This window comes from Bacteroidota bacterium (assembly GCA_018816945.1).
Lineage (GTDB): Bacteria > Bacteroidota > Bacteroidia > Bacteroidales.
Map to the genome: position 1 here is coordinate 367,683 of JAHIVC010000099.1, position 23,605 is coordinate 391,287.

Genomic DNA, 23,605 nt, shown 5'->3' on the forward strand with positions numbered 1-23,605 from the left:
TTTTTAGATTTCAGTATCAAGTATCAAGATCTTGGATTGGTTTTCATAAATCCACCGTTTGATCCTGAATATAACATTTCGGGTGTTTACTCCTCTGGGGCAAACCAATTTACATTTTCCGCAAAGCATACATTTTGAAATTTCCTGTTCAATATTTGTAAGTTCACCTCTTGAGATAAGCAGATGTAGTTTCCTGAAGTTGAAATTTGTAAAATTCCCACTACTGCACGTCGCAGTGCATCCTCCACAACCAATACAAAGCTGAATTGAAGGCTCATTGTTTTTAAGATAATAATAAAGTGTTTTGTCATTTTTATCATAATCTATCAAACGTCCGGTTGATATTGTATATCCAAATTTCTCCATCAATTCTTGTGTTTTAAAAATTGATCAACTTCCAGCGCAGCTGCCCTTGCATGGCTGATGGTATCCGAGATATTCATAGGCCCTCCCGAAGTTCCTGCGATAAAAATACCATCTTCGTTTGTAAGATTTGATTGGAAATGGGAGTCCTTTCCCATGATGAATCCATTTTTTTCGAAATTCAAACCCAATTTTTCTCCCAGATTGTTTGTTCCTTTTGAGGGAAGCATACCGATAAGTAATACCAACAAATCCACATTCATTTTTAAGGGGCGACCGGATAAGGTATCTTCCACCTTTATCTGAATGGAGCTATCAATATTTTCAGCTGCTTCAGATACCCTTCCCCTGATATATTTAATACCATATGCTTCCTGTGATTCGCGATACATTTCTTCATAATTTAACCCAAACATTCGCATATCCATATAGTAGCAAATGATTTCTGCTTCGGGATATAACATTCGCAATTCTATGGCTTGTTTTACTGCTGTTACACAGCAAACTTTCGAACAATGGTTGTTATTGCATTTTTCATCCCTCGATCCAACACAGTGCACAAATCCTATGCGTTTTGGTGTTTTTCCTAAAGGATTTAAATGATTGTCCGATTTGAATATTTCTTCTAATTCGACCGAGGTGATTACATTCTTATAAATTCCGTAACCATATTCTTCTTTCAAGCGGGCGTCGAACAAATCGAATCCGCTTGCAAGCACGATGGCATCTACTTCATACATGCCACTTTGATGGTCAAGAAGCCCAATACGTTTAGCTTTTAGATCTATATCAATAATTTCGGCCGATGTTTTTACAGCAACTTTTGAATTCTGCATTTTAGTTTTTAAATGATCTAAAACCTCTGATCCGGGCCTTCGGTCAGGGAATAGTTGAAACCAATCCCGCACATGACCGCCCAGTTCTTTTTCCTTTTCTAATAAAACAACCGAATGACCCAAATAGTCAAGTTGGGATGCAACCTCCATACCAGCAATTCCTCCACCGACTACTGCTACTTTTTTTTGTGCCATGATATTATGATTTACAGTTTGAATATGCCGGAATTGCTAATAAATCAGGAATCTTAGGTTGACCGATATCATCACCATCCTTAGTTTTGTATTTAGCAAATTCATCATATTGAATCCCTATTTTATCCATTAATAATTCGGATTGTACCTGATGCATCTGCAAACCTAAATCCCAAGGATTATAACCCATAAGTAATCCGGTTAACTCTTCGTAGGTAAGAACCGGGATGCCGATATTTTCTTTCCCATAGGTTTTGCCTTCCATTTCGGCGATGGTATATTGCCATTTATCCATGAACATGGTGCAACCAGGGCAATTACAAATAATCAGATCGGGCTTAAAGGCTTCCATCGATTCAAATTTCTTTTTTGTATTGGCCACTGAATAACCCCTGTTGGCTTGAACCAGATATTGCCGAAACCCGAAACCACAGCAATGCCTTCGTTCAGGATAATCTACAACTTTGCCTCCCCACGCTCTAATCATTCCCGATAGTACTTGTGGGAATTCGGCACCTCCAACTCCGTAAGCAGGGAACATTTTTGAATAATGACAACCAACATGTTCAACTACATGAAGCGGTTCGTTGGTAAATTGATTGACCAGGCTGAATTTATTAAGGTTGGCAATTTCGTTTCGGAATTTATAAATAATATCGGAACAATGCGTAATCGTTTTTGGCTTTTCAAATTCCCGTCCGGTTGCCTTCTTTAAGTCTTTCCTCACTTTTTGCTCAATTTCAGGAAAATGTTTCCAGGTTTCCAAAATTTCTTCATAAATCCCAAAGGAGGTTACACAGGAAATAACCATATGTTTGTAACCGGCTTCAGTCATCAAGGCAAAATGCCGGGCAACAACGGTCATGATGGTATTGAAGGGAACAACATCCGCATGATAGCCAATGCCTGTGCAAGTTGTATGCCGGGGGTCTTCAAAAATATCTTTCCCTAAATGTTTTTGCAAAAGCTTCATGAAAAAAATTTCTGAACCCGGAAAAAAATTTTGACGAATACAGCTTCTAACAAAGAAATAATGATCGTCAGGAATCTCTTTTTGGTATTCTTTCCAAATTATTGTTTTATTAACTTTGTTCATCACGATAATGTTTTCCACTATTGAACGTGTAAGTATGATAGAAATAATCGTTCTTTATGCCTTCACCGATTGGAATATTCATTTCTTTGGCTTTTTGTACTGAGTATTTTTCAATACAGTCGAATAAATATTGCCCCCCAGTTTGTATAAATATTTGCTTGAGTTCGTTTAATGATTCCTCGGAAGTATTTCTTAATACGCCTCCTCCATCTTTTTTGTAGCTTGCCCCAAATCGCTCATACACATCTGGGGCATGTTGATGAATCCATTCCCAGACAGGCCCTTGCTCAGGGTGTAATTCTGGGATTACTGCATCGGGATATATGCAGTAGCCATATTTGAGAATATTATCGCCTACGGTGCGTTTAACTGCAAATTGTTGGCGGCCTTTTTCGGAATCGGTAAAACATCCTAGTTTTTGTGATAAATACCGAAGTGACATGATGATTGAGCCTGGAACATTTCCACGTGGGCAACGGGTTTTACACGACATGCATTGTCCGCAATACCAAATAGTTTCACCGCATAATAGTGATTCGATTTTTTCTTCATCCCTGCTTTGAATTATGTCAACAATGATGCGCGGATCATAATTGTAAAATTCTGCAGCCGGACAAATTGCAGTGCAAACCCCGCAATTCATGCAGGAATTGAATCCCTCCACAAATCGAACATCTTCTTGAAGTTGCTCAAATAATGTTGGCATATCTTCTAATTATTTTAAAAGGCCAAATTAAAGACCAAGTACTTGTTAAACAACCTATAAAAAGCTTATTCGGGAGGGAGTATAAATACTTAGTGGCCTAGATCAAACATGTTCACTTACATGGAATTTTATAACTTTTTGTTTGATAAGATGTTAGACATTAGAAGCTAGATCTTAGGTAAAAAATGTTAAAATTCTAACGTCTAACATCTAATATCTAAGATCTTGAATGAAGTAATTAGCCCAATCTAAGTGCAATTAGCACAAAGAGTTATGATTAAATTAGAGTTTAACCAAATCCCATTTGAGCGCATAAACCACAAGGCAGGCGGTATTGCGGCAATTGGTTTTATCAAGGATGTTTGCACGATGCTTGTCAACGGTTCTTTTGCTTAAAAAGAGTTTATCCGCTATTTCCTGATTCGATTCTCCCCGACATATAAGGGTAAGGATTTCTGTTTCCCGTTCACTTAAAGTTTCATCATTTTTATTTAACTCCGGTCCGTTTTTAATGAGTTTATAAAGAATTTCCTGAGAGAAATAATTTCCACCGTTTGCTACAATTCTTATAGCTTCTCTAACCTCGTTAATGGTGGAATCTTTAATTAAAAATCCTTTAACACCTGCATTGATCATTTTGAAATAATATTCTTCTTCGCTGTACATCGAAAGTGCGATGATTTTTAAATCAGGCTTTTTTTCCAAAGATCGGATAGTTGCTTCAACCCCGTCAATTTCAGGCATATTGATATCCATTAATACGATGTCAGGATCAATTTTATCAATCATATCGAGAAAAACTTTCCCGTTCGAAGCTTCATAAACATGATCGATTTCTTCCAAATCACTCAGCAAGGTAATCAATCCGCTGCGGAATAAGGCGTGATCATCGACGATGATAATATTAATTTTTTGCATAAAGTTTCAAGTATATTTTTACATCCACCCCCGAATTTGGCTGACTTTCAAAAATTAGCTGACCATTGATCGAACGAATTCTTGATTGAATATTGGCATAGCCTCTTCCTTCGGTTTTGATTAAAACGTCGTTGATGTCGAACCCTTTGCCATCGTCGGTATAATGAATATTTAATTGTTGGCTTTCTTTGAACAAATCAATCTTTATGTTTTTTGAGGATGCGTGTTTAATCGTATTATTAATTAGTTCACAGATAACCCTGTATAAAACTACTTCCACATTAAAATCAAGGCGTTCCTCATTAATGTTTGAGTCGATCTTTATTCTGATGCCTTTGGAAATATTTACTTTATCGACAAAAGATTTAAGGGCGCTGATTAATCCAAAATTATCAAGGATATGGGGGCTTAAATGGTTTGATATTTCTTTGATAGAAGTGATGGCTTCTCCGGCAACCAAATTCATATTGTCGACAATCTTTTTGTTTTTTGCTTCTTGTTTGGTTTGTGAAAGGGCAGAAGCCAACATTTTTATTGAAGAAAGCAGGGGGCCTAACCCATCGTGTAAATCTTTGGCAAAACTTCGCCTTTCTTTTTCTTCGGTAAGGATAATTGTTTCTAATACTTTTTGCTCTGATTCTTTTCTGAGTTCGTCAATATGTTTGAGAAAATCAAATATTTTACGAATGTAAAATACCCCTACCAATAAAAATATTGAAATAAAAATTCCTAACCAATGGGCAAAAGTTACTTCTGGCAAGGTGGTGTTTTTTTGTATGAATGGGATCAACTCGATCAGCCTTCTTATGGCCATCAAAAACAGGGCAATGGAAATAAGTATCCAGGAGATGTTGAACTTGGTCTTTTTAATTAATGGAACAGCCATAAGGGCAGCCGAAAACTGCAATACGATTGAAAGTATCAGGGCTATTTTGATAAACATAACCCAAAATTAACGAAAATATGGATGGATTTAAATGTTTTTCCTTAAGAAGAAAAGTATCATAACCCCAACGACAGCGAAACCAATTCCGCAATATCCAGGTTCTTCATTTCTTCTTCTTTGTTTTTGTATTTGATGCCATCGGTCATCATTACCATACAGAACGGGCAAGCGGTTGCCACGATATCGGCCTTGGTTTCAATGGCATCTTCAATGCGTTCGATAAAAACTTCTTTGTCACCTTTTTCGGCTTCTTTAAACATTTGTCCGCCCCCGGCTCCACAGCATAAAGCAACGCTTTTACATCTTGCCATCTCAACATTTTGAACAGGCAAGGCTTTTAAAATTTCACGTGGAGCTTCATACTCATCATTGGCACGACCTAAATAACAAGGATCGTGGAAAGTAACTTTTTGGCCTTTAAAAGTATCGTTAAATTTAAAATTGCCTTGTTTGGCTTGCTCGGCCAAAAATTGAGAATGATGAATCACCTCATAATTTCCACCAAAATCAGGATATTCATTCTTAAAAGTATTGTAATCGTGAGGGTCGCAGGTGATGATTTTCTTTACTCCGTAGCCATTTAAAATTTCGATATTCGTCATGGCCTGCATCTGAAAAAGCATTTCATTTCCGGCTCTTCGCGCGATATCGCCACTGTCTGATTCTTCTACTCCCAGAACAGCATAATCGATTTTCAAGTGGTTCAGAATTTTCACAAATTCACGACTTACTTTTTTATATCTATCGTCGAAAGCACCGGCTGATCCTACCCAAAACAAGTATTCAGGTTTTTTGCCATGTGCGGCCAAATCTGCCATAACGGGGACATCAATTTTAATTTTGCTGTTGTCTGGAGTATCCATTGTTTTGCGTGTTAAAGTGTTTGCGTGTTAATGTTTTTGCGTGTTAATGTGTTTATGTTATTGTACTCATTGTTTGGAATATGGATTAAATTCGACGTTAACACCCAACACTTAAACACGTTAAAACAATCATTTCTTCTTTTCTAAGTACCTTAATAACCCCAATGTGAGACTTTTCACTTTATCACATTCTTCACGGAGTTTATTAATTTCAAATTTTTCTAATAAATTTAAGTCTTCCAAAATATAGGTCATGCTTTTTACCTCTGAAGCTGAGCTTTGAGCATAATCGAGAAAACGAATAAAATCTTTTTTATTATATCTTGCAAATCCTTCAGCGATATTATTCATGGTAGAAAGGGCAGCACTTTTAAACTGTTTTTTGGTGTCGAAATCGCTTTTTAAGGTTTCAGTGTTAGATAATTGGAATACATGTTTTGTTAACTGTCTAGCAGCTTGCCAACATTCCAAATCCTCAAATTGATCAATTTTTGTCATGATTTTCAATCTATCTTGAACACACAAACACGCGAACACTTTAACACGTAAAAAAGTTTAAACCTTATTAACATATATATCCTCTGCCCATTTCATCCGGTCTTGTGGTGAAAACTGCCAGGGAGCCCCATTGTTCTCAATATTTGTGAAAATAGCATTTAATTCGGCAGGAGCAGCGGCATTTTCTAAAGCAAGATATCGACGCATTTCCAAAATGATAGATAATGGCTCAATATTTACAGGGCATTCGATTGCACATGCATTACAAGTGGTACAAGCCCATAACTCCTCAGGTTGAATAAAATCGAATAATGTTTTCTTATCAATAGTATCATTTTTGGTTTTTCTTACCGATTCAAGCATGTCGCGCACATCCATCATGATTTTTCGTGGGGAAAGCAATTTCCCGGTAATATTTGCGGGGCATCTTGATGTACAACGTCCACATTCAGTGCATGAATAGGCGTCCATAAGGTTTTTCCAGGTAAGATCTTCGATGTTTTTTGCACCAAAAACAACCTTTCCGGCATTTTCTTCTTCTTGTGGTTCAAACGATCCGTCCAACATCAATTTAATTTCTTTTGTTACCGAAGGCATATCGGCCATTTTGCCTTTGGGTTCCAATCGTGTGTAATAAACATTAGGGAAGGCCAGAAAAACATGAAAATGTTTTGAATAAGGAATGTAATTCAAGAACATCAAAACCCCGATAATATGAAACCACCAACCAAATCGTTCCAGAAAAATTAAAGTGTTTGTTGGCAATCCTTCAAAAAGAGGGATAAATAAACCGCTTAATGGAAAATCCCCGACATTTACATAGTGATCAATAAGACGTTCTTGCAAAATACTATCACATGCATTCATCATAAAAATTGAAGACATCAAAAAAACTTCTGTTATTAAAATAATATTTGCATCAGAACGTGGCCATAAGGTCATCTCTTTATTCCAAAACCTTTTAACTTTTAAAATGTTACGCCGGATCAGAAAAACAATACATACTAATATTACGGATAAGGCAAATAATTCAAATACGGTTATTAAAATAGGATATAAATTTCCTATAAACGCGAAAACCCGATGAGAGCCCCAAATTCCGTCAATAAGTATTTCTAACATTTCTATGTTAACAATTATAAAGCCGAAATAAACAAAAATGTGCAAAATACCTACAATCGGACGAGATAACATTTTGGATTGTAGAATAGTAACTAAAAACATCAATCTCCATCTTTTTTGTTTTTGGTCGGATAAATCCAATTTTTTCCCTCGATTTATATTTCCGGAGATAGTTTTTACATTTTTGTAGAAAAACAGAATTGCAGCAAATAACAGGAGAATAAATATAATATTTGGGATCATGGGCATTAGTATTTATGCTATTGAATAATATCGAATATTTCTTATCGCTATTGGATTAAAAATTACAAAATTATCAAATTTAAAATGTTAAAAAAAATATTTTGTTTTTAAGACATTATAATCTGAAAATAGGACTATTATCCATAGAGTTTTTAATACTTGAAACTAAAATTTCAAAAACAGCCTGCCCTGTTGAAAACAGGAAAATGAATTGAAATTTGCAAGTTTGAAGTTCGAATGCCGGAATGCAAGTTTAGGAAGGATTGTAACGAATAAAATAAAAAATTCCATTTTAATACCTCGCTGTTTGCCTTTGCATTTTCCTCTAAGAATCAAAAATAAATCCCTTCACTTAAAAGCCTTTCAAAGTGCCCTAAAGTGTTAAAAAATTGAAAGGAATCCGTATATTTGTTCAACCTAATAAATTAAAATTCAAACTATGTTGAAAAATGAGGTTTATAAACCTGTAAATCATATCCGCATTGTTACTGCTGCTTCTTTATACGACGGACATGATGTTGCCATTAATGTAATGCGAAGGATTATCCAGTCGAGTGGAGCAGAGGTTATCCATTTGGGGCATAATCGATCGGTTCTTGAAATTGTGGAATGTGCGATTCAGGAGGATGTTCAGGCCATTGCCATTACATCATATCAGGGAGGGCATCTTGAATTTTTTAAATACATGTTTGATTTACTGAAAGAACGCTCCTCAATTCACATAAAAATATTCGGTGGTGGAGGGGGGGTTATACTTCCAGAGGAAATTGAAGCATTGCATACTTATGGGATTACCCGTATCTATTCTCCCGATGATGGACGTAACATGGGGTTGCAAGGGATGATAAATGATTTGTTGAAACAATCCGATTTTGCAGCAGGCAAAGGTGTGAGAGCCAACTTAAAAAGTCTGGCTGAAAAAGATCCTAAAACAATTGCACAACTTATTTCGGCTGCAGAAAATAATCCAGAAGAAGTAGAAGTTACCCTTAAAAAGATACGGGAAATTGCCGCTAAAAATAAAGCTCCGGTATTAGGTATTACCGGAACAGGTGGTGCCGGAAAATCTTCTTTGGTTGATGAGATTGTGCGCAGATTTTTAACTGATTTGCCCGATAAAACCATTGCCATTATTTCGGTCGATCCCTCAAAGAGAAAGACCGGTGGAGCATTGCTAGGTGATCGGATAAGGATGAATTCAATCTTTAGTCCAAGGGTTTATATGCGTTCACTGGCAACCCGCCAGTCAAATTTGGCCATGTCGAAATATGTGAAAGATGCCGAAAGTATTGTACAAGCTGCTAAGTATGACATGGTAATATTAGAAACTTCGGGTATCGGACAATCGGATACGGAAATCATCGATCACAGCGATCTTTCACTTTATGTGATGACTCCGGAATATGGCGCGGCAACACAACTTGAAAAAATCGACATGCTCGATTTCGCGGATATTATTGCCTTAAATAAATTTGATAAAAGAGGCGCACTGGATGCATTACGGGACGTGAAGAAACAATATGCCCGTAACCATAATTTGTGGCATGAAGAGGTAGATAAAATGCCGGTTTACGGCACAATTGCCTCTCAATTTAATGATCCCGGGGTTAATCAATTGTATCAGGCTATCATTGCAAAAATCAAAGAGAAAACAGGGGTTGATTATCATTCAAAGATGCATCCGGAAAATGAAATGTCGGAAAAAGTTTTTATCATTCCGCCCAATCGCACCCGTTATTTATCTGAAATATCCGAAACGGTTAGAAAATATAATACATGGACTGAAAATCAAGCTACTACTGCCCAACGAATGTATGTGATTCGAAGAGCAATTGAAGAACTCGATCCCGAAAAGAATAAAATGAGTATTTCTGAATTGGAAAATATTTACAGAAAAATTGAAATAGATCTCGACGGCCATAATAAGCAATTAATTGAGGGATGGGGCGAAAAGAAAAAAGCATTTTATGAGCCTTTTTATACCTATAAAGTCAGAAATAAGATCATTAAAGTTGAGACTTCGACCGAATCATTATCCCATCTTAAAATTCCAAAAATTTCACTACCTAAATACGAAGGTTGGGGCGATGTATTGAAATGGATTCTAAAGGAAAATATTCCGGGTGAGTTTCCATTTGCAGCCGGAGTGTTCCCGTTTAAACGTCAGGGTGAAGATCCAACCCGCATGTTTGCAGGCGAAGGTGGTCCAGAACGTACCAATCGTCGGTTTCATTACGTGTCATTGGGAATGCCGGCAAAAAGGCTTTCTACCGCTTTTGACTCTGTTACACTTTATGGTGAAGATCCCGACCGAAGACCTGATATTTATGGAAAGATAGGGAATTCAGGTGTTTCGATTTGCTGTCTGGATGATGCAAAAAAATTGTATTCAGGCTTTCACCTGACGGATGAAATGACTTCGGTTTCGATGACAATTAATGGTCCGGCACCTTCTATGGTTGGGTACTTCATGAATGCAGCCATCGATCAGGAATGCGAAATTTACATCAAAGAGCAAGGCATTGAAGCTGAAATTGAAGCAAAAATTGCTAAGTTGTACAAAGAACGTGGTACGAAACGTCCTAAATATCAGGGCAAGTTACCCAAAGGAAATGACGGATTGGGATTGATGCTTTTGGGAGTGACCGGAGATCAGGTTTTGCCGAAAGAAATTTATGAAAAAATTAAAGCAGATACCCTTTGCAAGGTTAGGGGAACAATACAGGCCGATATTTTAAAAGAAGATCAAGCACAAAATACCTGTATTTATTCTACTGATTTTTCACTCCGATTGATGGGAGATGTGCAGGAATACTTCATTAATCATAAGGTCCAGAATTTTTACTCAGTCTCGATTTCAGGTTATCATATCGCGGAAGCAGGAGCAAATCCAATATCTCAATTGGCTTTCACTTTAGCTAATGGTTTTACATATGTTGAATATTATGCTTCACGAGGAATGAAAATCGATCATTTTGCTCCAAACTTATCTTTCTTCTTTTCTAACGGACTTGATCCTGAATATTCCGTTTTGGGAAGGGTAGCAAGGTTAATCTGGGCTAAAGCCATGAAGTTAAAATATGGTGCAAACGATCGTTCTCAAAAATTGAAATATCATATTCAAACCTCAGGCCGATCATTGCATGCTCAGGAAATTGACTTTAATGATATTCGCACAACACTGCAGGCGCTTTACGCCATTTACGATAATTGCAATTCTTTACATACCAATGCTTATGATGAAGCCATCACCACGCCAACAGAGGAATCGGTAAGACGAGCGATGGCTATTCAGTTAATCATTAACCATGAATTGGGCCTGGCAACAAATCAAAATCCATTGCAAGGTTCGTTTATTATTGAGGAATTAACCGATTTGGTTGAAGAAGCAGTGATGCTTGAATTCGACCGGATCAACGAAAGAGGCGGAGTATTGGGAGCAATGGAGACCATGTATCAGCGCAGTAAAATACAGGAAGAATCATTGTATTACGAAACCCTAAAGCATAATGGCAAATTGCCGATTATGGGGGTAAATACTTTCTTATCCTCAAAAGGTTCACCAACAATCACTCCCGGAGAAGTTATTCGTGCGACTCCTGAAGAAAAGGAATATCAGATTAAAATGCTGGAACAACTCCATAAAACATATGTTCAAGAATCGAAAACAAATCTTCAGGAATTAAGATTGGCTGCGGTTCGAAACAAAAATGTTTTCGAACAATTAATGGAAGCCAGTAAGTATTGTTCAATAGGACAAATTACCGGAGCTTTGTTTGAAGTAGGTGGACAATATCGAAGAAATATGTAAATTTAACATCTTTAAATTACCTGATAAAAAACATAAATTATGTACTCAAAAAAAATCCTGGTTATCTATCCTGAAGAAAAATCAACATACATTGCTGTTTATTATGGATCAGAAATGACATTCCTTAAAAATATTAAGCACACAGATGTTGAACTGGATGCTTTTAAGGAAATAAAAGATCAACTCACATTCAGGAAAAAAGCCATTTTAGATGTGTTGATTGAGAACGATATTGATATCAAAAAAGTTAATTTGTTAATGTCGAGATCGGGAATGATGAAGCCTGTTAAATCAGGGATTTATGAAATCAACGAATTGATGATTAAAGATTTGGTCGAAGGCAGCAAAAGTGAGCATCATATCAATTTAGGTGGATTGGTTTCGAAAGAGATTGCTGACGATTTAGGCATCAAAGCATACATGGCTGATCCTGTTGTTGTGGATGAATTTGATGAAGTAGCTCGTGTGAGCGGACATCCGCTGATTGAAAGGAAATCCCGATTTCATGCATTGAGCCATAAACATTTTGCACGTAAATATGCCAAATCTATCAGCAAACAATATGAAGATTTAAATCTTATTGTGGTTTATGTAGGAACCAAAGGAATTTCAATTGGTGCACATAAAAAAGGGAAGGTGATTGATGTAAATCAATCGTATGATGGAGATGGCCCTTTTGGAGTTACAAGGGCAGGATCTTTGCCAACAGGTGATTTGATCCGTTTGTGTTTCAGTAGGAAATATAATGAAAGCGAAATGCTTGACTTGGTTCAACGAGGAGGAGGATATGCTGCATATCTTGGAACTTCTAATTTATCTGAAATAGATCAGCGACTCATGTCGGGCGACGATACCGCCATATTTATTTCTTATGCATGTGCCTATCAGGTTGCCAAAGAAATTGGTGGAATGTACGCGGTGTTGGATGCAAAAGTAGATGCCATTATTTTAAGCGGGAATATCTTTAATAGTGAACGCTTTCTTGAAAATGTAACCCGAAGGGTTGGCAAAATTGCTCCCATTGCTTTGTATCCAAGCAAAAATGATTTTGAAGCCATTGCCATGAATGGATTACGATTGCTGAAAGAAGAAATCGTGGCTCAAGAGTATAAGTAACATCTCTATCCCCCAAAACCATAACTTAAGTTATGGTTTTGGGGACATAAATAATACTCCCCATAAATTTAATTTGAATGTCACATTCACTTGTTAAAATATGGGTACATGCAATCCTCGGTGTTAAATATCGTGAGAATCTCATCAATCCCAAATCGGAGAAATTAATTTACAAGATTTTATCAAGAGAGGTTTCCAAAACTGGTTGTAAGTTATTTGCCATTGGTGGAACTGAAAATCATGTTCATATTTTGATAATGCTCAAATCAACGGTTAGTATCAGCAATGTAATGAAACAAGTTAAAGGTGCAAGTAGCCGAATGATTTCAAGATTAAAGTTATGCCCACAAGAATTTTATTGGCAAATCGGATATGGTGCTTTTTCTGTTTCCGAGAAAAATGTGAAAGGTGTTATCAGGTATATCAAAAATCAAAAAATTCATCATCAGCAAGTTAGCCTGCATGATGAACTAAAATCTATTAGGGCTGGCCAGCATTCGCACTCAAAAACAATAAATTAATTTATGGTTTTTGGCAAATGGATTCTTACAATCGATCTTTAAAATATTCCAAGCTCTCAGGATTAGCCAAAGCATCTTTATTTTTAACCTCTTGACCATGTGCAATTTTTTTAACGGCAACTTCAACTTTTTTACCATTGATGGTGTAAGGAACATCTTTGGTTTCCAAAATCAGGGCCGGAACATGACGTGGGCTGCAATTCTTCCGGATTTGATTTTTTATTTTCTGTTTTAATTCTTCTGTTAGTGATTGTCCAATGGACAGCTTTACAAAAAGCACAACTTCTTCATCATTTTCAAGTTGATGACCGATTACAACCGAATCGGCAATTTCATCCATATTCTCAACCACACGGTAAATTTCGGCAGTTCCTATTCGTACACCACCCGGATTTAAAGTTGCATCTGATCGACCATGCATTTGAATACCACCGTTTTCGGTAATGAGAATATAATCGCCATGATGCCAAATATTGGGATAAGTTGCAAAATAAGCATCGTGATATTTTTCACCATTCGGATCGTTCCAAAAATAAACCGGCATTGAGGGGAAAGCTATTTTGCAAACTAGTTCCCCTTTTTCTCCAATTAAGCTTGTACCCGCTTCGTTGATGCAATCCACATCCATTCCAAGACCCTTGCATTGAATATCGCCACGATAAACCGGCAATAATGGATTTCCTAAAACAAAACAAGAAACAATATCCGTACCTCCGGCAATAGAAGAAAGCTGGACATCCTTTTTCCAATCACGATAAACATATTCGAAGCTTTCTTCAGAAAGGGGCGAACCAGTTGAAAGAATCGCCTTAAGCTTAGGAAAATCGGAGATAGTATTTGGAACAACTTCTTCCGATTCGAGCATGGCAATGTATTTTGCACTGGTACCAAAAATTGTGATGTCAAGTTCATCAGCCATTTTAAGCAGTGCATCAGCTTGGGGATAAAACGGATTGCCATCATAACAAACGATGGTTGCTCCAACCGCCAGCGAACTTACAAACCAGTTCCACATCATCCAACCACAGGTTGTGTAATAAAAATGTACATCATTTTCTGTTAAATCGCAGTGCAATTTTAATTCTTTTAAATGTTGAATGAGCGTTCCACCTGCCGAATGAACGATGCTTTTTGGTAAACCGGTAGTACCCGAAGAATACATGATATACAATGGGTGATCGAAATCGAGTTGTTCGAAAACGAGTTTTTCAGCCGTTGGTTCTGTAAGTTCTTCGTAAGTAATCGCATTGCTAAATTTTCCTTTGTCAACCGTATGAGTATAATTCACCAAAACCACTTTTTTAACAGAGGGTAATTGATCCAAAATCTGCAAAAGTTTTTCTTGGGAATCAAATTGTTTTCCCTTAAAAAAGTAACCATCTGCTGCAAAAATTACCTTGGGTTCAATCTGACTGAACCGATCTAAAACTCCTTTAATCCCAAAATCGGGAGACGAGGACGACCATATGGCACCAATGGCTGAAGTCGCCAACATGGCAATAATACTTTCAGGCATATTGGGCATAAATCCGGCGATACGATCTCCTTTCTTTACTCCAAGTTTTTTTAAACCTGCCACCGTTTTCCTGACTTCTTCGTATAATTCCTTGTAGGATAGTTGTCTTTTTATTTCTGATTCGCCCCGAAAAATAATGGCCGTTTTATCATCTCTTCTCTGCAAAAGATTTTCAGCATAATTGAGTTTTGCATCGGTAAACCATTTGGCCCCTGGCATTTTTTGGGGATCATCAACAACCGAAGTATATTTTTCTGAATGAATGATGTTTGAATAATTCCAGAATTCTTCCCAAAAATCAGCCGGGTTTTCAACACTCCACTGATGCAAATGCGCATAACTATTTTCAGCTAAATGATATTTATCGCGGATCAAATTTAGAAATTCCTGCATTTGGGATGCAGAAGCTTTTTCAGGGTTGGGTTGCCAAAGTTTTGTATTATTCATTTTAGTCTAGAATTAAGCACATAAGGGTTGCTCAAAAATGAATTTGAAGATTTGAAAATGTGCTAATTTGAAAATGACTCGTTCTCCTCAAATATTATCAAATTTTCAAATTGAATAATTTTCAAATTAACAACCTATATAGCGTGAAATCACCAATCGCTGAATTTCCGATGTTCCTTCGCCAATTTGCAATAATCGTTGATCGCGGAAAAATCGTTCAATCGCGTAATCTTTCATAAGGCCGTAACCACCATGCAATTGAAGTGCTTCGTCGGCAACTTGTTTCGCAATTTCCGAGCAATACAATTTCGACATGGCCGCCTCTTTAGCAAAGGGTTTATTTTCATCTTTCAGCCAACATGCTTTGTAAAGCAGGTTACGCGCCAGCTCAATTTTTAGCGCCATATCGGCCAATTTAAAGGCATTCACCTGAAATTTGGAGATGGGTTTGCCAAATTGTTTGCGTTCGTTAGCATAATTTAAACCCAGTTCAAAGGCTCCTTGTGCCAATCCAAGGCCCATGGCGGCAATTGATAGCCGGCCATTATCAAGGGTGCTTAGCATGATTTTGGAACCTTGCCCCACTTCTCCTAAAAGATTTCCTTCCGGAACTTTGCAATCCTCAAAATACAGTTCGGCTGTGTCGGAAGCCCGCCACATCATTTTGCCATGCATGGTATTGCGCTTAAAGCCGGGAGTATCTTTGTCGACAATAATACAGGTGAATTCAGGTATACCATTTTTCACATCACTTACTGCCTGAACAGTTGAACCAACTGAAATTTCAGAAGACCCGTTGGTGATGAAAATTTTTGAACCATCAATTATCCATTGACCATTCTCTAGTCGTGCTTTGGTTTTAGTTCCCCTCGAGTCGGATCCGGCTGAAGCTTCGGTCAAACCGAAACCCCAAAGCGCTTCACCAGTGCAAAGAGGGGGAAGGTATTTTAGTTTTTGTTCTTCAGTGCCGTAATAATACAGAGGCCCGATTCCTAGGGAATTGTGGGCAGCAAGAGTGGCAGCTTGTGAGCTGTCGACCCTGGCTAATTCTTCAACGGCAATGATGTAAGATAAAGTGTCAAGTCCCTGTCCACCGTATTTCTCGGGCAGGCACATTCCAAATAGGCCTAATTCTCCCATCTTTTGTGTCAGGTCAAGGGAAAACTCTGCTTTTTCGTCTAATTCCTGGGCAATTGGTTTAATTTCTAATTCAGCGAAGTCGCGGACCGCTTCGCGGATCATTTTTTGTTCCTCACTTAAATCGAAATTCATAGTTATTTAATTTGAAGATTTGAAAATATGTTAATTTGAAAATGATTAGATTGTTTTAGAAATTGAATTATTTTAAAAGCACCTGTCTGGCTGTAACTAATTATCTGCCAAATTTATAACACAATTGGTAATTTTATTGAACTTTCAAATTAGCACATTTCCAAATAGACACATTAAGGTTATCACATCTTAATTACCAAATTTTCAAATTATCTAATTTTCAAATTGTGTTATTCAATTTCTACCAATACTGCACCTGCATCTACCATATCATCGAGTAAAACAATTACTTTTGAAATTTTACCATCTCTTTTGATCGATATATTATTTTCCATTTTCATGGCATCAATCACTATAACTACGTCATCTTTCTTCACTACATCACCCGGTTTAACCATGATTTTAAATATCCGGCCCGGAATTGGAGAAACAATAACGTTTTCTTCATTTACAGTAGTATCTTCAACAGTAGAAGTATGTTCAGTGTCTAATAAATCATTTCGTCTGATTAAAAAGTCACCGCCATTAATGCTAACTTTGATCATTTCATCATCGGCCTTCGTGAAACTTGCAAAATAAGTATTATTGCCAATTTTAAAATCAACTTCATTTTGATTCATATAAATCAATTGGCAATCATATCCAACTTCATCGAAGATAAATTGATAATTGTCATCTTTCGATTTATTAATTTCAATTTCATGATCTGCACCCTGAAAATTAATTTGTAGTGACATTAGGTTTCTCCAATATCCTATCGCATTCCAAACATCATGCTTTGGATCCAAATAAGATTTGTCGCTTGCTTCTTTGTTTAAGGAATGGAGCAAATATGCCAGTATTGCCACTTGGTTTTCAACTGCACCTTTGGTGTAATTATTCCTGTTTGGAGATTGATCTTCTTTCACAGCTACTGAAGTTTTAGGGGTTGTTGAAGTTGTTGGAGCAGGCGTACGTTTTTTCGCTATTTCTTCTTCAAAACGTTTTTTAGCCAGTCCGGATTTATAATCGCGATATTGTGTTTCGTGCATTGCAAATTCAAAAAGTTCTTCATCATCAGGGCCGGTATCCCAGCCATTCTCCAGCATTTCTTTTCGGAATTTATCCAATTCATCCGGATACGCATCTTGTGGGACTCCTGTATAGAATTCCCTGTTTTGTTTTTTTGCTAAAGCAAGAAGTTCGGGTGCCAAAGGACCGGGTAATTTACCGGCTTTGCCCAAAATCATATTCCAGGTATTTTCATCAATAATAGAATAACGCTCTTCTCCTTTTGATAATTGAACCAGATTCAAGAGGGCTACATTTTTTACATATTGACTGAAAGGGGTTACCAATGGTGGATATCCAAGTTTTGGCCAAACATAAGCAACCTCATCAAAAAGTCTAATCAGCAATTCATCCTGATTAATCTGATCTTTTCCATTCGCTTTTAACGAGTAATTGATACCATCATGAACGCCTTTTAAATCGGCCATTAAGCTGCCCATCATACCACCGGGTAATCCTGATCCTACCATTAAGGATGAAAGGAGCATGTTTTTTGGATCTATAAAATATCCAAGGAAATCGTCCATGAAACTTTGGGTAAGTGCCCTTGCTTCCATATAAGCTTTCATGTTGATTTCCGGAACATCAAATCCGGCATCTTTTAACATTGCCTGTATGGTAATAACGTCAGGGTGTATCATTCCCCAACTTAATGGTTCCATGGCCACATCAATATAATCTGCTCCTGCTCTTGCAACTTCAAGCATTGAAGCTACTGAAAAACCCGGACCGGAATGACCATGATATTGAATTGCAATGTGTGGATGTTTCTTTTTGATTCTGCTAACTAATTCACCAAGGCTTGCCGGACGACCAATACCAGCCATATCTTTCAAGCAAATTTCATCAGCACCGTACTCAATTACCCGGTCGGCTAATTCGGCATAATAATCTACAGTATGTATGGCGGAATGTGTAATACTTAAGGCAGCCTGTGAAATCATTCCGGCTTCTTTCGCATATTTAACGGAGAGTTCCAGATTTCTATGATCATTTAATCCGCAGAAAGAACGGGAAATATCAGTTCCCTGAGCTTTCTTCACTTTATACATCAATCGTCTCACATCGGCAGGTACCGGGAACATACGAATACCGTTCAATGCACGTTCAAGCATGTGGGTTTGTATTCCTACATCATTAAAAGGTTGGGTCCATTCACGAACTGCTGTATTTGGGTTCTCTCCATATAATAAGTTAACCTGCTCAAAAGCACCACCATTGGTTTCAACTCTTGCAAAACATCCCATATCGATTATAACAGGTGCAATTTTCTTTAATTGATCAATCCTTGGAACATATTTTCCGGAAGATTGCCACATATCTCGGTAAACCAGGCTGAATTTAATTTGTCTCTTCTTCATTCTTAATTCGTTATAAAATTTATTTGACCCAATTAGGCTTTCTCTTTTCAAGAAAAGAAGCCATTCCCTCTTGTCCTTCTTTGGAAGCTCTTAATTCGGCTATTAGTTTAGCGCTGTAATCAATAGCACTTTCAAAATCGTATTTATTACTGATGTTATAAATTAATTCTTTACAAGCAGTAATCGCGTTAGGGCCACTACTTAATAAGAATTGAACCATTTTATTGGCATTTTCTTCAATCTCACTTTCAGGTTGAGCCGAATTTGCCAACTGATATTGTGCTGCTTCAATTCCTGTAAAACGTCTTCCACTCAACATTAAATCCCTGGCTCTGAATTCGCCAATCCGTTTAAGAACGTATAGTGAAATTGTTGCAGGGGCAATGCCTAATTTAACTTCAGAGAATGCGAATTTTGCATCCTCTGTACAAAATACAAAATCGCATGCTGCCAGTAAACCATTGGCACCACCAATAGCAGCACCCTGCACTAGAGCAATGGTGGGTTTTTTGCACGTATAGATTGTATTAAAGCATTTGGCCAGTTTTAAGCTGTCTTCATAATTTTCTTTGAAGCCAAATTCAGCAATACCCTTCATATAATTGAGGTCAGCACCGGCACAAAATGATTTTCCCCTACCTTTTAAAAGTAGTACCCGAACTTCCGGATCATCATTTAACAATTCGAAACAATCAATAATTTCCGATATCATTTCAGCATTCAATGCATTATGTTTATCAGGCCTGTTTAGCCATATAGTGCCAACTTGTTCCTGAAGCTCGAATTCGATATTATTAAAAGATTTCATCCGCAGATTTTTTTATTTAAATTGGTCGGATGGAACTCGCATGGGATATTTCCATCTTCGGGTGTATAAAAAGAACATGCTCGTTTCATCTGTTTTGATTTACATTCTGAAAACGCCAAATTTCTGATCGTCAAATGGCTTATTTAAAGACATGGAGATTCCCATTGCCAAAACTTTTCGGGTATCAACAGGATCAATGATCCCATCATCCCATAAACGAGCCGTGCTATAGTATGCTGAACCTTCATGGTCGTATTTTTCGATAATACTATTTCGAAGTTCATCAATTTCTTCTTGTGGCATTGTTTTACCCTTGGCTTCGTATTGATCCTTTTTAACGGTTATCAATACATTTGCAGCTTGTCGTCCACCCATTACCGAAATTTTGGCATTTGGCCACATAAATAAAAGGTTGGGGCTGTATGCACGACCAGCCATTCCATAATTGCCTGCTCCGAAGGAACCTCCAAATATTACCGTGAATTTAGGAACATTTGCATTTGCAACGGCATGTACCAGTTTTGCACCATCCTTGGCAATTCCTTTTCTTTCATAATCTTTACCAACAATAAATCCGGTAATGTTTTGAAGAAAAACCAATGGTATTTTACGGGCACAACACAATTCAATAAAATGCGCTCCTTTAAGTGCTGATTCGTTAAATAGGATTCCTTTATTGGCAATAATACCAACCGGATAACCCATGATTTTCGCAAAACCGGTAACTAAAGAGGTACCGTATTTTGCTTTGAATTCGTGAAACTTACTTCCATCAACCATGCGCATGATGATTTCCAATGGATCTACCATTTTTCGTAAATCAATAGGTGCAATGCCATAAAGTTCTTTTGGATCGTAAAGAGGTTCTTCAATCGGACTTAGATCAAGCTTTTGTTTGTCTTTTTTATCCAGATTTTGGAAAATATTTCGGCAAATTTGAATGGCATGAACATCATCGTCGGCCATGTGATCGGCAACACCCGAGTGGGTTGTATGAACTTCTGCTCCGCCTAATTCTTCGGGAGTTACCACTTCGCCGGTAGCAGCTTTCACCAATGGGGGTCCACCGAGGAAAATCGTACCTTGATTCTTGACAATAATTGTTTCATCGCTCATCGCAGGAACGTAAGCTCCTCCGGCTGTACATGAACCCATTACAATGGCAATTTGAGGGATGCCTTGTGCCGACATTTTTGCCTGGTTATAGAAAAAGCGTCCAAAATGTTCTTTGTCTGGAAATACGTTTGCTTGCTCAGGTAAAAATACCCCACCTGAATCTACCATATAAACACAGGGAAGCTGGCTGTCCATTGCAATTTCCTGAGCCCTTAAATGTTTCTTGATACCTTCTTTGACATAAGTACCCCCTTTAACAGTGGCATCATTCGCAATGATAACAGTTTCGCGACCATTAATTACACCAATACCGGTAATGATACCGGCAGATGGATGGCCATCGTCATACATTTTAAAAGCAGCCAGGGCAGAAAGTTCAAGAAATGGGGTATTGGGATCTATTAACTTGTCAATACGTTCTCTGGCTAATAATTTTCCACGCTCTTTATGTTTCTTAACTGTAGAGTCGCCACCACCTTTCTTAACCTGTTTATGGATCGCTTTGTATTCGCTAAGGAGCTTTAAAAAATCTTCTTTGTTTTTCTTAAACTCATCAGAGCTTGTGTCAATTTTAGTTTCTAGCTTAAACACGTTTCAATTTTTTCGTTTGACTATATTTTCACTTCCAGGTATTGTATTTGTCAATTTTTTTGTATTTTTACTCGAGTTGTTAGCGGATTAACAACTCTTTTTATACAAGATGCAAGTATAGTGAAAATTTTATTCAATTGAAAATAATCAGAAATCATACATATTAGTAAATATAGAAACATAATGTGTTCACAAAGGAAAAAATTACGCAGACATTAGCAAATGCAACGGATCAAATTATAAAACTTTAAAAATATTATTATGAATTACCCCAAAAAAGTAACAATCGGTGATATAACAGTTAGGGATGGATTTCAACATGAAGAAATATTTATTCCAACTGAAGCAAAACTATGGGTTCTGGAACAATTAATGTTGGCCGGATTTAAGCATGTTGAAGCTACCAATCTTGGAAATCCGCATGGGATGCCTCAATTTAAAGATTCAGACACCCTATTGAAGTTGCTCTATAAAAGTAAAAAAGTTGCCCACCTCATTGATAAGGTTTCTGTAACCGCTATAACAATTAGGGAAAAAGCAATAGAACGCGCAATTCAAGCAAAAAAAGAGGGTTGGGGCCCTGATCGCGTTTTGGTCATGGTTTCAACAAGTGAATCACATCAACGTCAAAATTCCGGACTTAGCATTGAAGAATATTTTAAAATGTGCGAAGAATGGATTCCGAAAGCGCATGATGCAGGGATTAAGGTAAACGGAACCGTTAGTACCATTTGGGGTTGCCCTATTGAAGGTCCGACCGAAATGTCGAAAGCTATTGATTTTACCAAACGCTGGTTGGATATTGGAGCCAATGATGTTGAGCATGCCGATCATGATGGTTCCGCATCTCCCGACAGGGTTTACAGATATTATTCGATGCTGTTGGATGCCATACCGAATCCTGAAAAACATATCGTTCATTTTCATCAAACAAGAGGTTGGGGATTGGCAAATGTATTGGCTGCACTTCAGGCCGGGATGACAAATTATGAAGCAACCATGGGAGGAATTGGCGGTCAGCCTGCGAATTTTGTAAGTGGAGTTCCGGTATCGGGTACCGGCAAATATTATTATAAGGACCCTTCAATAGTTGGTTTAGTTTCGATGGAAGACATGGTAGTTATGATGGATGAAATGGGTATTGATACTGGTTTGGATGTGGATAAAGTACTTGAAATAGGTAGGATGGTTGAAAGAATTTGTGGAAGGCCATTGCGTTCGGAAGCTATTAAAAATGGAAGGATTCCAAAGGAACTCTCGGGAAGAAAATAAATTAGATTTACAATTAAAAGAAGGTGTTTCTCAGTATCTGAGCAAACACCTTTTTTGTTTAGCTTTGATTGATGATTAAAATAATCGAAACAGCAAGAGATGGATTTCAGGGGTTGAAACCCTTTATTCCGACAGCAAAAAAAATTGAATATATCAATGCTTTGCTAAAGGTTGGATTTGATGCCATTGATGTTGGATCTTTCGTTTCTGAAAAAGCAGTTCCTCAAATGACAGATACTGCTCAAGTGATCAGAAATTTGGATTTGTCAAGTACCAAGTCAAAAATTATGGTTTTGGTGGGGAATGAAAAAGGAGCCATAACAGCCGCTGGTTTCGAACAAATTGATCAGTTAATTTATCCATTTTCAATTTCAGAAACTTTCCTTAAAAAGAATATTAATGCAGATTTTAAGAAAGCAGAAAACGATTTGGACGAAATTGTAAATAATTGCAATAAGCATCATAAAGAATTGGTAGTTTATTTGACCATGGGTTTTGGAAACCCATATGGTGATCTTTGGAGTTTGGAAATTATTCACCAATGGATTGAGAGATTAATTGCGAAGGGAGTTAAAATAATCCCTTTGTCGGATATTACCGGAGAATCAACCCCTCAAAAGATCAAAGAAGTTTATACCTCAATTATTCCGGCCTATCCCGATATTGAATTTGGATTTCATTTACATAGCAGTAAAGATACTTGGTTTGAGAAAGTAGATGCCGCTTATAATTCCGGTGTCGAGCGATTTGATACGGTTATTGGCGGAATAGGCGGTTGTCCGATGACGGGTTATGAACTACTTTCAAACCTGAATACCACCAATTTATATTCTTATTTCGAGGATAAAAATATCGAAACCCAGATAGATAAAGATCAATTTGAGTTTTGTGTCAAGATGATCAAAAGCTTATTTTAATGTGAGTTTGATATAAGAAAA

Annotated in this window: 19 protein-coding genes; 5 read left to right on the forward strand and 14 right to left on the reverse strand. The window is 37.3% G+C overall.

Annotated elements, in window-relative coordinates:
* Positions 1 to 3: 3 nt before the first annotated feature.
* From KKG99_15860 to KKG99_15900, 9 genes are all read right to left on the reverse strand, one after another.
* Positions 4 to 366 (reverse strand): 4Fe-4S dicluster domain-containing protein, encoded by a 363-nt coding sequence (locus tag KKG99_15860; GenBank protein ID MBU1014473.1) that lies wholly within the window; start codon positions 364 to 366, stop codon positions 4 to 6.
* Positions 366 to 1,394, reverse strand: coding sequence for an FAD-dependent oxidoreductase (locus KKG99_15865; GenBank protein MBU1014474.1), 1,029 nt, complete (start codon positions 1,392 to 1,394; stop codon positions 366 to 368). The genes KKG99_15860 and KKG99_15865 overlap by 1 nt, the downstream gene beginning before the upstream one ends.
* A gap of 4 nt (positions 1,395 to 1,398) precedes the next feature.
* Positions 1,399 to 2,490 (reverse strand): heterodisulfide reductase subunit B, encoded by a 1,092-nt coding sequence (locus tag KKG99_15870; GenBank protein ID MBU1014475.1) that lies wholly within the window; start codon positions 2,488 to 2,490, stop codon positions 1,399 to 1,401.
* The gene (locus tag KKG99_15875) at positions 2,477 to 3,196 is read right to left on the reverse strand and encodes a 4Fe-4S dicluster domain-containing protein (protein ID MBU1014476.1); all 720 of its coding nucleotides are present in this window, start codon (positions 3,194 to 3,196) and stop codon (positions 2,477 to 2,479) included. Before KKG99_15875 ends, KKG99_15870 begins: the two co-directional genes overlap by 14 nt.
* A 282-nt stretch (positions 3,197 to 3,478) precedes the next feature.
* Entirely contained in the window at positions 3,479 to 4,114 is a 636-nt protein-coding gene (locus KKG99_15880; protein ID MBU1014477.1) for a response regulator transcription factor, read from the reverse strand.
* On the reverse strand, positions 4,101 to 5,057 hold the full coding sequence (locus tag KKG99_15885; GenBank protein ID MBU1014478.1) for a sensor histidine kinase: 957 nt from the start codon (positions 5,055 to 5,057) through the stop codon (positions 4,101 to 4,103). The genes KKG99_15880 and KKG99_15885 overlap by 14 nt, the downstream gene beginning before the upstream one ends.
* 59 nt (positions 5,058 to 5,116) lie before the next feature.
* Positions 5,117 to 5,923 (reverse strand): (Fe-S)-binding protein, encoded by an 807-nt coding sequence (locus KKG99_15890; protein MBU1014479.1) that lies wholly within the window; start codon positions 5,921 to 5,923, stop codon positions 5,117 to 5,119.
* A 129-nt stretch (positions 5,924 to 6,052) separates the two neighbouring features.
* Positions 6,053 to 6,421 carry a four helix bundle protein gene (locus tag KKG99_15895; protein MBU1014480.1) on the reverse strand — a complete coding sequence of 123 codons (369 nt, stop codon included), beginning with the start codon at positions 6,419 to 6,421 and terminating at the stop codon, positions 6,053 to 6,055.
* Between the two features lie 57 nt (positions 6,422 to 6,478).
* Positions 6,479 to 7,786, reverse strand: a complete 1,308-nt coding sequence (locus KKG99_15900; GenBank protein MBU1014481.1) for a (Fe-S)-binding protein — start codon at positions 7,784 to 7,786, stop codon at positions 6,479 to 6,481.
* A 439-nt stretch (positions 7,787 to 8,225) separates the two neighbouring features.
* On the opposite strand from KKG99_15900, the gene KKG99_15905 reads away from it, so the two are divergent.
* From KKG99_15905 to tnpA, 3 genes are all read left to right on the forward strand, one after another.
* Positions 8,226 to 11,597 (forward strand): methylmalonyl-CoA mutase family protein, encoded by a 3,372-nt coding sequence (locus KKG99_15905; GenBank protein MBU1014482.1) that lies wholly within the window; start codon positions 8,226 to 8,228, stop codon positions 11,595 to 11,597.
* A 39-nt stretch (positions 11,598 to 11,636) separates the two neighbouring features.
* A complete protein-coding gene (gene buk / locus KKG99_15910) occupies positions 11,637 to 12,713 on the forward strand; it encodes a butyrate kinase (GenBank protein ID MBU1014483.1) in 1,077 nt (358 codons plus the stop codon).
* A 77-nt stretch (positions 12,714 to 12,790) separates the two neighbouring features.
* Positions 12,791 to 13,234 carry an IS200/IS605 family transposase gene (gene tnpA, locus KKG99_15915; GenBank protein MBU1014484.1) on the forward strand — a complete coding sequence of 148 codons (444 nt, stop codon included), beginning with the start codon at positions 12,791 to 12,793 and terminating at the stop codon, positions 13,232 to 13,234.
* Positions 13,235 to 13,259: 25 nt separating this feature from the next.
* Here tnpA and KKG99_15920 read toward each other — a convergent pair whose 3' ends face one another.
* The 5 genes from KKG99_15920 to KKG99_15940 form a co-directional block, all read right to left on the reverse strand.
* The gene (locus KKG99_15920; GenBank protein MBU1014485.1) at positions 13,260 to 15,197 is read right to left on the reverse strand and encodes an acetoacetate--CoA ligase; all 1,938 of its coding nucleotides are present in this window, start codon (positions 15,195 to 15,197) and stop codon (positions 13,260 to 13,262) included.
* A gap of 126 nt (positions 15,198 to 15,323) precedes the next feature.
* Positions 15,324 to 16,469, reverse strand: a complete 1,146-nt coding sequence (locus KKG99_15925) for an acyl-CoA dehydrogenase family protein (protein ID MBU1014486.1) — start codon at positions 16,467 to 16,469, stop codon at positions 15,324 to 15,326.
* A 230-nt stretch (positions 16,470 to 16,699) separates the two neighbouring features.
* On the reverse strand, positions 16,700 to 18,880 hold the full coding sequence (locus KKG99_15930) for an oxaloacetate decarboxylase (GenBank protein ID MBU1014487.1): 2,181 nt from the start codon (positions 18,878 to 18,880) through the stop codon (positions 16,700 to 16,702).
* Positions 18,881 to 18,899: 19 nt separating this feature from the next.
* Complete coding sequence (locus tag KKG99_15935) at positions 18,900 to 19,688, reverse strand: enoyl-CoA hydratase/isomerase family protein (GenBank protein MBU1014488.1); 789 nt, start codon at positions 19,686 to 19,688, stop codon at positions 18,900 to 18,902.
* A 99-nt stretch (positions 19,689 to 19,787) separates the two neighbouring features.
* Positions 19,788 to 21,395: a methylcrotonoyl-CoA carboxylase gene (locus tag KKG99_15940; GenBank protein MBU1014489.1), complete on the reverse strand. Its 1,608-nt coding sequence runs from the start codon at positions 21,393 to 21,395 to the stop codon at positions 19,788 to 19,790.
* 261 nt (positions 21,396 to 21,656) lie between these two features.
* On the opposite strand from KKG99_15940, the gene KKG99_15945 reads away from it, so the two are divergent.
* Positions 21,657 to 22,667 carry a pyruvate carboxyltransferase gene (locus KKG99_15945; GenBank protein MBU1014490.1) on the forward strand — a complete coding sequence of 337 codons (1,011 nt, stop codon included), beginning with the start codon at positions 21,657 to 21,659 and terminating at the stop codon, positions 22,665 to 22,667.
* Between the two features lie 71 nt (positions 22,668 to 22,738).
* Positions 22,739 to 23,584: a hydroxymethylglutaryl-CoA lyase gene (locus KKG99_15950; protein MBU1014491.1), complete on the forward strand. Its 846-nt coding sequence runs from the start codon at positions 22,739 to 22,741 to the stop codon at positions 23,582 to 23,584.
* The last annotated feature ends 21 nt before the right edge of the window (positions 23,585 to 23,605 follow it).

Coding starts and splice junctions, on each gene's coding strand:
- KKG99_15860 (MBU1014473.1), bottom strand. CDS start 366: ATGGAGAAATTTGGATATACAATATCAACCGGACGTTTGATAGATTAT.
- KKG99_15865 (MBU1014474.1), bottom strand. CDS start 1,394: ATGGCACAAAAAAAAGTAGCAGTAGTCGGTGGAGGAATTGCTGGTATG.
- KKG99_15870 (MBU1014475.1), bottom strand. CDS start 2,490: ATGAACAAAGTTAATAAAACAATAATTTGGAAAGAATACCAAAAAGAG.
- KKG99_15875 (MBU1014476.1), bottom strand. CDS start 3,196: ATGCCAACATTATTTGAGCAACTTCAAGAAGATGTTCGATTTGTGGAG.
- KKG99_15880 (MBU1014477.1), bottom strand. CDS start 4,114: ATGCAAAAAATTAATATTATCATCGTCGATGATCACGCCTTATTCCGC.
- KKG99_15885 (MBU1014478.1), bottom strand. CDS start 5,057: ATGTTTATCAAAATAGCCCTGATACTTTCAATCGTATTGCAGTTTTCG.
- KKG99_15890 (MBU1014479.1), bottom strand. CDS start 5,923: ATGGATACTCCAGACAACAGCAAAATTAAAATTGATGTCCCCGTTATG.
- KKG99_15895 (MBU1014480.1), bottom strand. CDS start 6,421: ATGACAAAAATTGATCAATTTGAGGATTTGGAATGTTGGCAAGCTGCT.
- KKG99_15900 (MBU1014481.1), bottom strand. CDS start 7,786: ATGATCCCAAATATTATATTTATTCTCCTGTTATTTGCTGCAATTCTG.
- KKG99_15905 (MBU1014482.1), top strand. CDS start 8,226: ATGTTGAAAAATGAGGTTTATAAACCTGTAAATCATATCCGCATTGTT.
- buk (MBU1014483.1), top strand. CDS start 11,637: ATGTACTCAAAAAAAATCCTGGTTATCTATCCTGAAGAAAAATCAACA.
- tnpA (MBU1014484.1), top strand. CDS start 12,791: ATGTCACATTCACTTGTTAAAATATGGGTACATGCAATCCTCGGTGTT.
- KKG99_15920 (MBU1014485.1), bottom strand. CDS start 15,197: ATGAATAATACAAAACTTTGGCAACCCAACCCTGAAAAAGCTTCTGCA.
- KKG99_15925 (MBU1014486.1), bottom strand. CDS start 16,469: ATGAATTTCGATTTAAGTGAGGAACAAAAAATGATCCGCGAAGCGGTC.
- KKG99_15930 (MBU1014487.1), bottom strand. CDS start 18,880: ATGAAGAAGAGACAAATTAAATTCAGCCTGGTTTACCGAGATATGTGG.
- KKG99_15935 (MBU1014488.1), bottom strand. CDS start 19,688: ATGAAATCTTTTAATAATATCGAATTCGAGCTTCAGGAACAAGTTGGC.
- KKG99_15945 (MBU1014490.1), top strand. CDS start 21,657: ATGAATTACCCCAAAAAAGTAACAATCGGTGATATAACAGTTAGGGAT.
- KKG99_15950 (MBU1014491.1), top strand. CDS start 22,739: ATGATTAAAATAATCGAAACAGCAAGAGATGGATTTCAGGGGTTGAAA.